The organism is Collinsella sp. AF29-7AC, from assembly GCF_003475665.1.
Classification (GTDB): Bacteria; Actinomycetota; Coriobacteriia; order Coriobacteriales; family Coriobacteriaceae; genus Collinsella.
Genome location: NZ_QRQX01000004.1, coordinates 148,363 through 158,841 on the forward strand (window position 1 = coordinate 148,363; position 10,479 = coordinate 158,841).

The following is a 10,479-nucleotide window of genomic DNA, read 5'->3' on the forward strand; positions in this document are numbered from 1 at the left end:
GGGCGGAGAAGGACGTGGTCGATAGGGATACGTGTCCCCTTCGCTGTTTCGCGCTTTGCGCGAAAGGCGCGCTACTTTGGGATGGATGGGGAACGTGGTTGTTGCGGTGGCTTTTCCCTTTTGCTGTTTCGCGGCTTTGCCGCGAAAAGCGCAGCACTTTGGGATGGGCGGGTACGTTATTGTCGCGCTGCTCTGTCCCGGCCGCATTTCTAGAGCGTTTCCCCCGCCATAAATTACCCTTGGCATACTTGCGCGAAAGCCTACTGGTGCTACACTTGCAATTGCTGTTTCAGGGCGGGGTGAAATTCCCCACTGGCGGTAAATCGGGCGGTGTCAAAGGGGCGCCGTGGCGCAGGCGAGATGCCTGCGGCCGAGCCGATGAGTCCGCGACCCGTGTGTGCGTTGGTTCGCATGCCGGCTGAACTGGTGAGATTCCAGTACCAACGGTTAGAGTCCGGATGAAAGAGGCAGGTGATCTTATGTCTGAACAGTCGCAGCATATCCATTTTGAGAACACGAATAGGTGGAGCACCAAACAGCTCGTTACCATGGCGCTGATGTGCGCCCTGGGCGCCCTGTTTATGTACGTGCAGCTGCCCATCCTTCCTTCGGCGCCGTTTTTGACGTATGACCCGTCGCTGGTGCCGGCGATGGTGTGCGGTTTTGCGTATGGTCCTGGCGCCGGTACTGCTGTTGCCGCTATGGCGATTGTTATCCATGCGCTTACCACGGGCGATTGGGTCGGCGCACTTATGAACCTGGTGGCTACGCTGGGTTATATTCTGCCCGCGGCTATCGTCTACCAGAAGATGCATACCTATAAGGGTGCCGTGATTGGCCTAGCGCTCGGCGTCATTGCCGCTACGGCGTTGTCTATGGTCGCAAACCTTACCATTGGTGTTTGGTTCTGGTATGGCTCGGTCGATGTGATCGCCCCGCTCATGATTCCTGCCGTGCTGCCGTTCAACCTCATCAAGACCGTGCTCAACTCGGTGTTGACGCTGGCGGTGTACAAGGCGGTCTCTAATCTTATTACGCCCAAGAAGGACCAGGTCAAAGGCCGCGCATGATTGAGTGTCGGGGCGTTTCCTTTAGCTATGACGGTGCCACACCGGCACTCGACGGCATCGATCTGAACATCGAGGATGGCGAGTTTTTCTGCATCCTCGGCGGCAACGGGTCGGGCAAGTCGACGTTCGCCAAGCATTTGAACGCGCTGCTGCAGCCCGATACGGGAACGGTGCGCGTCAACGGCATGGACGCGTCCGATCCCGAGCTGGTCTACGACATCCGCTCGACTGCGGGCATGGTGTTCCAGAACCCGGATGATCAGCTGGTGGCGACGCTTGTCGAGGACGATGTTGCCTTTGGTCCCGAAAACTTGGGCGTGCCATCGGCACAAATAGCACAGCGTGTACGCGAGGCGCTGAAGGGCGTGGGCCTGGTGGGCTTTGAGCGCCACGAGACCCACGCGCTCTCGGGTGGCCAAAAGCAGCGCGTGGCGCTTGCCGGTGTGCTCGCCATGGAACCGCGCGTGCTCATCTTGGACGAGGCTTCTTCGATGCTCGATCCGCGTGGACGCAAGGGCCTCATGAAGGCTTGCCACGCGTTGCACGATCGCGGCATGACCATCGTGATGATTACGCACTTTATGGAAGAGGCCGCCGAGGCCGATCGTGTCGCGGTATTTCGGGCGGGGCGCGTTGCCATGCTCGGTACGCCCGAGGAGATTCTGACGCGGGCAGATGAGCTCGCGGAGCTCAACCTGGATATGCCGGCGTCGTGCTGCTTGGGCACGGCGCTTCGTGCGAAGGGCGTGCCCGTTCATGCGCAGGTGCGCGAGGCGGATATGGTCGCCGAGATTGCGCAGGTATATGCCGACCGGAGTGGGGAAGACACCGCAGGGCGGCCTTCTGCATCCGATTCTCGTGTGCTCGACAACGCCTCCTCTGCAACCGACGGGACAGCCGCGTCGGAGCCCGTCATCGAGATTTCGCACCTCTCGCATAGTTACTCGCTGAGCGCCCGCGAGCGTCGCCGCTGGCATAAGCGCTCGGCCGTTGCGGGCAAATCGAGCAAACAGGCTCTCTGGGGAAACGACCCCAGCAGCCCGTGGGCGCTGCGCGATGTATCGCTGACGGTGCGTCGCGGCGAGTTCCTGGGCTTAGCAGGCCATACCGGTTCGGGTAAGTCGACGCTGGTCCAGCATCTCAACGGTTTGATTCGCCCCCAGGAGGGTTCCGTTTACGCGTTGGGGCTCGACCTGGCAAACAAGAAAGATGCCGCCGCGGTTAAGGCCAAGGTCGGCGTGGTGTTTCAATATCCCGAGCGTCAGCTGTTTGCCGAAACCGTGACGCAGGACGTGGCGTTTGGCCCGCACAACCTTGGCTTGTCGCAGGCCGAGGTCGCGCGCCGCGTTGAGTCATCGCTCGCGCGCGTGGGCCTCGACTTGGCCACGGTGGGCGACAAGAGTCCCTTTGAGCTTTCGGGTGGCCAACAGCGGCGCGTGGCGTTTGCTGGCGTGCTTGCCATGGAGCCCGAGGTCCTGGTACTCGATGAGCCCATGGCGGGGCTCGATCCGGCGGCGCGCAGTGATTTCCTGGAGCTCATCGATCGACTTCACCATGGGGGCCTGACCGTCGTCATGGTCTCACACAGTATGGATGACCTTGCCAATTGCTGCGATCGTATTGTCGTGATGAACGAGGGCGCGGTGTTTGCTGAGGGCACGCCCGCTCAGGTTTTTGCGCATGCGGATGAGCTTAAATCAATCGGCTTGGGTGTTCCCGCTGCCCAGCGCATGGCGTTGGCGCTCGCGGAAGCGGGCGTGCCGCTGCATCGCGGCGGGCTCTATACGGTTGAGTCGTTGGCCGACGAGTTGGCAGATTTGCCGATCGGTCGCTCAGGCGGTTCTTCTAACGTCTCGGACAAGGCCAAATCCGAAACGGTCGCGCGAGAGGAGGGTTGCTGATGGAGGCGTTTTCGTTTGGCAGCTACTATCCGAGCGATAGCGCGATCCATCGCCTGGATCCGCGCACCAAGCTGCTCCTGGGCTTTGTGTTTTTGATCACGACGCTGACCGTCGGCGGCTTCCGCGGATTGGCCCCTGTCGCAATTTTCGTCGTGCTGATCTATGCCGTGTCCCGGGTGCCGGCTCGTCGCGTTCTGTCGTCGATGGCGCCGCTGCTGGCAATCGTCGTCGTGGTCGCGGTGCTCAACTTGTTTACCGATCAGAGTGGGCGCATCCTGTGGCAGCTCGGCTTTCTGCAGATAAGCGAGGGCTCACTGCGTTCTGCCGCCTTTATGGCGTGTCGCCTGACCCTGATGATGGCCGGCATGAGCGCCATTACGCTCACCACACCGACGCTCGACCTCACCGCGGGCTTTGAGCGTCTGCTCGCACCGTTTGCGCGCGTGGGGCTTCCGGCGCATGAGCTCGGCATGATCATGGGCATCGCGTTGCGCTTTATGCCGCAGTTCGCCACCGAGATGAAGCAGACGGCCGATGCGCAGGCAAGCCGCGGTGCACGCGTAACGGGTGGCCCGCTCGGCGGCGTGCGTATGCTCGGCAGTGTGGCGATTCCATTGTTCACGGGCGTGTTCCGTCATGCCGAGACGCTGTCTGCCGCCATGGATGCACGCTGCTATCACGGCGAGCAGGGCCGCACGCGTCTGCATGCGCTTGCATTTCGCCGCGGGGATGCGCTGGCTGCGGTGGTGACGATGCTGCTGTTTGCGTGTGTCATCGTCGTCAACCTTCAACTTGTTTAGGCGCGATTCGAGCGCAAGAAAGGGGTCCCTATGACCGACAACGACCGCACGGCTCAGCTTGAGCGCGCCTGCTCGTATCTCAGGCGCATTCCGGCGTGGTATCTGGCCACGACCGATGTGGCCGACGGGCATCAGCCTCGCGTGAGGCCGTTTTCGTTTGCCATGGTCGATGAAGGTAAGCTGTGGTTTTGCACGTCGCGCGACAAGGATGTGTGGGCGGAGCTGAGTGCGAATCCCAAGTTTGAGCTCTCGGGCTGGAAGCCGGGGGAATGCTGGATCGTATTGACCGGCGAAGCCGCACTTGAGGACGACGCAGTTGCGAGCGACAAGGTGCGTCAAGCGGGTTTTAAGCACATGGTGGGCATCGGCGAGGAACACGAGAGTGCCAACGACGGCCGCCTTGCTTTCTTTTCGGTCCGCAACATTGCCGCGCGCTTCTGTGATATCGACGGCAGCGAGGAGCGCCTGGAGCTCTAGCGCGTCTCAAATTAACTACCCGTTCCGAATTAGCTAGCGCCAGGAGGACACATGGACGGATTGAATACGGTGTTGGAGTATCTGACGTCGGTGCCGGCATGGTATTTGGCGACGAGCGTTGACGGACAGCCTCATGTGCGTCCGTTTTCGTTTGCGCAGATCCAGGATGGCAAGCTGTGGTTTGTAACAGCGCGCACCAAAGATGTGTGGCAAGAGCTGCTGCAAAACCAGCGCTTTGAGGCCACGAGTTGGTGGCCGGGCCATGGCTGGCTTATCTTGCGCGGGCGTGCCGGCTTGGATGACCGGGCTTTAGGCGAAATGCGCGAAGCTGGGTGGAAGCATCTAGAGCGCCTGGGCGAGCACTATGAGGGGCCTAACGACCCCACGCTCGTCTTCTTTAGCGTCGAGGATCCCGAGGCTTTTATCTGCAATCACGACGAATGGGTGCCGGTCGAGCTCTAGCCAGCTGGCTCATCCTAACAACTTGGTTTTCGCATGGGCGGGCCCCGTATTGCCCGGCGCCGTTAGGAGCGCCGGTCAATACGGGGCCCGCTCCATTTGTCAATTCCTTCAAGCGAATGTGTCGGGAATGTTTCAATGCATGAATATGCAAGCCATTTACGTATTAATGCATCTTTTGGTGCTAAAGTTTCAACCCACTTCATAACGACCGCTGCGAAATGCGCATCGGTGCATAAATCGCAGACAAGGAGTCTGATATGTCTTTGAAGGTTGGAATCGTCGGCGCGGCTGGATATGCCGGAGCCGAGCTCATTCGCCTCGTCCTCGGTCATCCCGAGTTTGAACTTGCTGCCATTACGTCCAACGCCGATGCCGGCCAGCCGTTGTCTGCGGTGCACCCGAGCTTCACCGGCGTAAGCGATCTTGTCTTTACGACGCATGATGCCCCTGAGCTCAAGAACTGCGACGCGGTCTTTTTGGCCGTGCCGCACACGGCTGCCATGGCACAGGTGCCCGCGCTGCTTGCATCGGGCGTCTCCTGCTTTGATCTTTCGGCCGACTACCGTCTGAACGACGCGTCCGTTTTTGAGGCTTGGTATGCCGCCGAGCATACGAGCCCCGAGCTGCTCAAGACCCGTGCCTTCGGTCTGCCCGAGCTGTTCTGCCAGGACTTGGAGACCGCCGCATCCGACCATGCCGACGGCAAATCCGTGCTGGTCGCCTGCGCCGGTTGCTATCCCACCGCAACGAGCCTTGCCGCCGCGCCCGCCGTGCGCGCGGGCTGGGTGGCCGAGAACGGCCCCGTGATTGTCGATGCCATTAGCGGCGTGACGGGCGCCGGTAAGTCCTGCAACGCCCGCACCCATTTTTGCAGCGCCGACGAGAACTTGGAGGCCTACGGCGTGGGCAAGCATCGCCACACGCCCGAGATTGAGCAAATCCTTGGCCTGACCGATCGCGTCGTCTTTACCCCGCACCTGGCACCGCTCAAGCGCGGTCTGCTCTCCACGGTGACGCTGCCGCTCAAGCCGCAGGCTCTCGATACCTTGACCCTTGAGGACGTTGTCGACCATTACAAGCAGTTCTACGCCGGTCACACCTTTGTGCGCGTGCTCGATGCCGGCCAGCAGCCCAAGACGGCTTCGGTCGTCGGCACCAACGCTGCCCAGATTGGCCTCGCGCTCAACAAGCGCGCGGGCGTGCTGGTGGCGACGGGTGCTATCGACAATTTGTGCAAGGGCGCTGCGGGCCAAGCAGTCCAGTGCGCCAATATCGTCTTTGGCTTTGACGAGCGACGAGGCTTGCCCACAGTGGCGTGCCCGGTGTAGCACATTCGATTGTTAACGATTTGGTAGTCGGGCATCGAATGGGGCGCCACTCTTAAGCTGGTCTCATGATCACGACTGGCATGGCGCACCAACCGATGTCCGTTTTTTGTTTGACATAAGGAGTCATAAAGACGATGAATACCGAGCTGTTTGATATCAAGATTCGCGCCGTCGAGGGTGGCGTTACGGCTGCGGCTGGTTTTAAGGCTGCAGGCATCCACGCTGGGTTCCGCAAGAACCCCGAGCGTCTGGATTACGCGCTCGTCGTGCCCGATAAACCCTGTCCCGGTGCTGGCGTGTTTACCACCAATCGCTTTTGCGCGGCGCCCGTGCAAGTGAGCCGTGCCAACCTGGGCGGTGCCGACAAGGGCTACGGTATCATCGCCGGCGTTTCGATCAACTCTGGCAATGCCAACGCCGCCACGGGTGAGACCGGTCTTGCATGCGCGCGCGAGACATGCAGCATCGCATCGCAGGTCATCGGCTGCGAGCCCCAGCAGATTCTGGTTGCCTCCACGGGTGTGATTGGCCAGATTCTGCCGATCGACACGTTTGAGACCGCCATTCCTGCTGCCTACGAGGCACTCTCCGCCCACGGTGGCGCCGATGCCGCTCGCGCCATCATGACGACCGACACGCACTCCAAGGAGTACGCCGTATCCTACGTCAGTGGGGCTGCGGGTCATGCGGACAATGTCTATACGGTAGGCGGAATGTGCAAGGGCTCGGGCATGATCATGCCCAACATGGCCACCATGATCGCAGTTATCACCACCGATGCCCCCGTCGAGCCTGCGGCGCTTCATGCCCTGCTGCTCTCGACCGTCAAGCAGACCTTTAACAAGGTAACGGTCGATTCCGACACCTCGACCAACGACACCTGCATCATGCTTGCCTCCGGCGTCGCTGCCGCAGATGCCGAGCCTATCGTTGAGGGCTCCGATGCCTTTGACGAGTTGGCATTTGCCGTGCACGAGGTGTGCGAGAGCCTGGCGCGCAATATCGCCGCCGATGGTGAGGGCGCATCTAAGCTTGTTACGGTCAACGTTACCGGCGCCGTGAACGACGAGGAGGCCGATATCGCCGCCCGTGCCGTTGCCAACTCGCCGCTCGTTAAGACCTGCATCGCCGGCCACGACTGCAACTGGGGCCGCGTTGCCATGGCGCTCGGCAAGTGCGGCGTGAAGTTTAATCAGGAAGACGTTTCCATCGACATGATGGGCATGCCCGTCTGCCGTGACGGCCTGACCGTTCCCTTTGACGAGGACGAGGCTCTGCGACGTTTTGAGGCGCCCGAGATCGTGATCTCGGCCGACCTGGGCGCGGGCGACGCGGCAACGACCGTGTGGACTTGTGACCTCACGCATGAGTACATCTCCATCAACGGCGACTACCGTTCCTAGATTCCAGGCACGCTGCGCATCTTGCCGCGATTGCGGACAGCGGAGCACGGCGCGATAACGATACGAAAGACGAGGCAGACTATGAAATTCGCACGCGATTGTCGTTCGAGCGAATCCAACGAAGCAACCGCGCAGCTGCTGTTCGAAGCGCTGCCGTGGATTAAGAACCTGACCGGCAAGACGGTTGTTATCAAATATGGCGGAGCCGCCATGGTCGACGAGCAGCTGCGTCGCGACGTGATGAGCGACATCGTCCTGCTTAAGATCATCGGCATGCGCCCCGTTATCGTGCATGGCGGCGGCAAGGCTATCAACGAGGCGCTGAGCCACTATGACATCCCCGTCGAGTTTAAGAACGGCCAGCGCGTGACCACGCCGGCGACTATGGATATCGTGCGCGAGGTGCTGGGCGGCAAGGTTAACCAGGAGCTGGTTGTCGCCATCAACCACCACGGCAACCTGGCCGTGGGCGTGTCGGGCAGCGATGCCGGCACGCTTATCGCCGAGCCGCTCGACCCCGAGCTCGGTCACGTGGGCAAAGTGACGCACGTCAACACTGACTATATCGAGCGCTTGCTCGATAGCGAGTACATCCCCGTTATCGCCACGGTCGCGGCGGGGGAGGACGGTGGCTTCTTCAACATCAACGCCGATACCGCCGCCGGCGCCGTTGCGGCGGCGCTCCACGCGCATAAGGCAATCTTCCTTACCGACGTCGATGGCCTGTATAAGGACTTTAGCGACAAGGATTCGCTTATCTCCAACCTGACGCTCGACGAGGTCAATGAGATGCTCTACGGCGGAGAAGTCGACAAGGGCATGATTCCCAAGCTGCGCGCCGCCGTCGATGCGCTTACCGCCGGCGTGTTCCGAGCCCACATCATTAACGGCACGACGCCACACTCGCTGCTGCTGGAGCTGCTGACCGATGCCGGCGTCGGCACCGTGATTCATTCCACCGAGACGGCCTACGAGTTCGATACGCACCTGCACCCGCTTTCGACGTTTGCGGCGCGCCTGACCAAGAACCTCGACGAGGTCGAGAGGCTTCAGGCAGTCTAGTCGGTTCGAAATCGCCACGCCATTACGCCCACAGTCCGCGCTTCCCGGCGCCTAACGAAAGGTATCCCATGTCACTTGCAGCTCAACAATCGCTCGAATCCCACTACGTTATGCACACCTTCGGTCGTTCTCCGGTCGAGTTTGTCGAGGGCCACGGCATGAAGCTCGCCGGTGACGACGGCCGTGAGTATCTCGATTTTCTTGCCGGCATCGGCGTATGCAGCCTAGGCCACGGCAACCCGGCAGTGCTGTCGGCGCTCGAGACACAGGCGAAAAAGCTCCTGCATGTCTCCAATTATTTCTACATCGAGCAGCGTGGCCAGGTCGCGGCGCTGCTGTCCAAGCTTGCCAACGACGACGTGGACAGTGCACGCGTGATTGCCGATGCGATTGCCGCCGGCGATGAGACCACGGCCGCCGCGCTCGGAGCGCCGGCTGCGGGCGAGCAGGTGTGGGAGACGTTCTTTGCCAACTCCGGTGCCGAGGCCAATGAGGGCTCGATGAAGCTTGCGCGCCTGTACGCAAAGCGCGCCGGCAACGGCGGCAACACCATCGTGTGCATGCGCGGCGGCTTCCACGGCCGTACGCTCGAGACCATTGCCGCTACCATGCAGGATTGGCTGCAGGACAGCTTCCGCCCGCTGCCGGGTGGCTTTGTGGCCTGCACGCCCAACGATGTCGATGAGCTGCGCGCAATCTTTAAGCGGCTGGGAAGCGAGATTTGCGCCGTGATGCTCGAGCCGATCCAGGGCGAGAGTGGCGTGTATCCCATGACCGAGGAGTTTATGGCTGCCGCGCGCGACCTGGCACACGAAGTGGGCGCCGTGCTTATCGCCGACGAGGTCCAGTGCGGCATCTTCCGCTCCGGCAAGCCGTTTGCATTCCAAACCTATGGCGTGGAACCCGACATCATGAGCCTTGCCAAGGGCATTGCCGATGGCGTGCCCATGGGTGCCGTCGTGGCAAAGAAGGAGATTGCCGACGTGTTTAAGCCTGGCGACCACGGCTCGACCTTTGGCGGTAGCTGCTTGGCTGTCGCGGCGTGCGCCGCGACGCTCTCCGCGCTCGTGCGCGGCGATTATGCCGACCATGCTGCCAAGGTAGGCGCCTATATGGAGGCAAAGCTCGCCAAGCTGCCGAACGTGATCGAGGTGCGTGGCCGCGGCTTGATGCTCGGCTGCGATCTGGACGATACTGTGGGTGATGCACACGACGTTGTGGCACGTGCATTGGGGGCTGGTGCCGTGATTAACGCTACGGGTGCCCATACGCTGCGTTTCCTGCCGCCGCTCGTCTGCGAGGAATCCGACGTGGACAGTCTGATCGAAATCCTGTCGGACGTTTTGGCCTAACACAGCGCAATAACTTAATTTGGACCGGGTTCCGGACTGCGGATGTGCCATATGCGGCACGATTCGGCGGTCTGGAGTCCGTTTTGCCACAAATCTGCAATGGCCAGGAGAGCCTTTGGACAAAAAATGCCAAATGTGAGTACTGTCACCAGCTGAATCTCATATGAAACCGACTATCTAGGATTAGTTAGACCACACATGTTCAGTTATGTTAATGGGGAAACAGCTAGCAAAGGCTTCAAATCGCTGATTCAGGGCTAGATTTACCCAGCGAAACCCAAAAATCGCTGCTACAAAATTAGTAACAGTACTCATTTTTGCCATTTTTTGGCCACGGCCTTTGTGACGGACGTGCTGGCGGGTTCGAATCCCATGCACCGGGCCCAAACAAAAAACGGTCCCCTTTCGAGGACCGTTTCCAAATCGGTGGTGGGCGATGAGGGATTCGAACCCCCAGCCTTGTGCGTGTAAAGCACCTGCGCTAACCGTTGCGCCAATCGCCCGTGCGGAGAGAGTATAGCAAAACAATCGCCTCATTCACCTCATATTCATTAAAGGTAACCGACGCGTGTCACAGCCCTTGATTCTCATTTTCATTGCAACAGCCTCAGGACTCAGCGCAAC

9 protein-coding genes, 1 tRNA gene and 1 riboswitch are annotated in these 10,479 nt (G+C 60.6%); of the genes, 9 read left to right on the forward strand and 1 reads right to left on the reverse strand.

Annotation, left to right across the window (positions count from 1 at the left end):
- Positions 1 to 281 precede the first annotated feature (281 nt).
- A riboswitch (FMN riboswitch) is annotated at positions 282 to 474 on the forward strand.
- Between the two features lie 5 nt (positions 475 to 479).
- The 9 genes from DWZ15_RS02895 (at position 480) to DWZ15_RS02935 (ending at position 9,855) form a co-directional block, all read left to right on the forward strand.
- The gene (locus DWZ15_RS02895) at positions 480 to 1,070 is read left to right on the forward strand and encodes an ECF transporter S component (protein ID WP_117655907.1); all 591 of its coding nucleotides are present in this window, start codon (positions 480 to 482) and stop codon (positions 1,068 to 1,070) included.
- Positions 1,067 to 2,971: an energy-coupling factor transporter ATPase gene (locus tag DWZ15_RS02900; protein WP_118449241.1), complete on the forward strand. Its 1,905-nt coding sequence runs from the start codon at positions 1,067 to 1,069 to the stop codon at positions 2,969 to 2,971. The genes DWZ15_RS02895 and DWZ15_RS02900 overlap by 4 nt, the downstream gene beginning before the upstream one ends.
- Complete coding sequence (locus DWZ15_RS02905; RefSeq protein ID WP_117563814.1) at positions 2,971 to 3,771, forward strand: energy-coupling factor transporter transmembrane protein EcfT; 801 nt, start codon at positions 2,971 to 2,973, stop codon at positions 3,769 to 3,771. Before DWZ15_RS02900 ends, DWZ15_RS02905 begins: the two co-directional genes overlap by 1 nt.
- A gap of 30 nt (positions 3,772 to 3,801) precedes the next feature.
- A complete protein-coding gene (locus DWZ15_RS02910; protein WP_117637581.1) occupies positions 3,802 to 4,248 on the forward strand; it encodes a pyridoxamine 5'-phosphate oxidase family protein in 447 nt (148 codons plus the stop codon).
- A 51-nt stretch (positions 4,249 to 4,299) separates the two neighbouring features.
- On the forward strand, positions 4,300 to 4,710 hold the full coding sequence (locus tag DWZ15_RS02915; protein WP_117637582.1) for a pyridoxamine 5'-phosphate oxidase family protein: 411 nt from the start codon (positions 4,300 to 4,302) through the stop codon (positions 4,708 to 4,710).
- Positions 4,711 to 4,967: 257 nt separating this feature from the next.
- Entirely contained in the window at positions 4,968 to 6,038 is a 1,071-nt protein-coding gene (gene argC, locus DWZ15_RS02920) for an N-acetyl-gamma-glutamyl-phosphate reductase (RefSeq protein WP_118449243.1), read from the forward strand.
- A gap of 134 nt (positions 6,039 to 6,172) precedes the next feature.
- A complete protein-coding gene (argJ, locus tag DWZ15_RS02925; protein WP_199580015.1) occupies positions 6,173 to 7,441 on the forward strand; it encodes a bifunctional glutamate N-acetyltransferase/amino-acid acetyltransferase ArgJ in 1,269 nt (422 codons plus the stop codon).
- A gap of 81 nt (positions 7,442 to 7,522) precedes the next feature.
- Positions 7,523 to 8,503 (forward strand): acetylglutamate kinase, encoded by a 981-nt coding sequence (gene argB / locus DWZ15_RS02930; RefSeq protein ID WP_118449248.1) that lies wholly within the window; start codon positions 7,523 to 7,525, stop codon positions 8,501 to 8,503.
- A 68-nt stretch (positions 8,504 to 8,571) separates the two neighbouring features.
- The gene (locus DWZ15_RS02935) at positions 8,572 to 9,855 is read left to right on the forward strand and encodes an aminotransferase class III-fold pyridoxal phosphate-dependent enzyme (protein WP_118449250.1); all 1,284 of its coding nucleotides are present in this window, start codon (positions 8,572 to 8,574) and stop codon (positions 9,853 to 9,855) included.
- 427 nt (positions 9,856 to 10,282) lie between these two features.
- Here DWZ15_RS02935 and DWZ15_RS02940 read toward each other — a convergent pair.
- A tRNA-Val gene (locus DWZ15_RS02940) sits at positions 10,283 to 10,358 on the reverse strand.
- Positions 10,359 to 10,479 lie beyond the last annotated feature (121 nt).